Annotated in this window: 1 pseudogene; it reads left to right on the plus strand. The window is 74.0% G+C overall.

Annotated features, from left to right (window positions below):
* Window positions 1-192, plus strand: a pseudogene (locus GMA12_RS18390) (hypothetical protein); the annotation flags it as partial.
* Window positions 193-626 lie beyond the last annotated feature (434 nt).

The raw sequence follows: 626 nt of genomic DNA on the forward strand, positions 1-626 counted from the left end.
CTGCAGAACAGCACCGCCAAGAAGTCCTACGGCGGGCGCACCATCCTCATGGACGTCCCCCCGACCACCGAGGTCCCCGGCGAGCAGCCCACCGCGCAGAGCTTCGACGACGGCCCCCGGGACATCGGCGCCCGGGACGCCCAGGTCCGCGCGGAGCACAAGGACGACGCCTTCGGCCGGGCCACCCAGTAGGTCCGGAGCCCCGCAGGCCCCGCGGCCAGCAGGTGCCGCGACCGACGGACGGCCTCCTCCCGTACCGGGAGGGGGCCGTCCGTCGTTCCGTGCCGGTGGGGAGGTCGTCCGGCGCCCGTGCAGGCGGCAGGCCCGTCGGCGCCGCATGCCGGAGGACGGCCGTCCGTCGCCCCGAGGGGGTGCACGGGGTGTCGGGGTGACGCACTAGACTGGGCGCTGACGCCTCTGCGGCCCTCGGAACTCGGCCGCGCCTCCACCGCCAGAAGGGGAACATCCATGGCCAACCGAGCCGCCTCGTCCACCAGCACCTCCTCGGACGCCTCGACCGGCCGCCCCACCGTGCGCTCGCACTCGGGCCAGGGCCGGCTCGTGAACAACCTGCTGTTCTTCGCGGCCTGCATGATCATCATGGTCGGCAGCTTCTGGGCCTTCGC

The sequence above is a fragment of the Kocuria sediminis genome (assembly GCF_009735315.1).
Lineage (GTDB): Bacteria > Actinomycetota > Actinomycetes > Actinomycetales > Micrococcaceae > Kocuria > Kocuria turfanensis.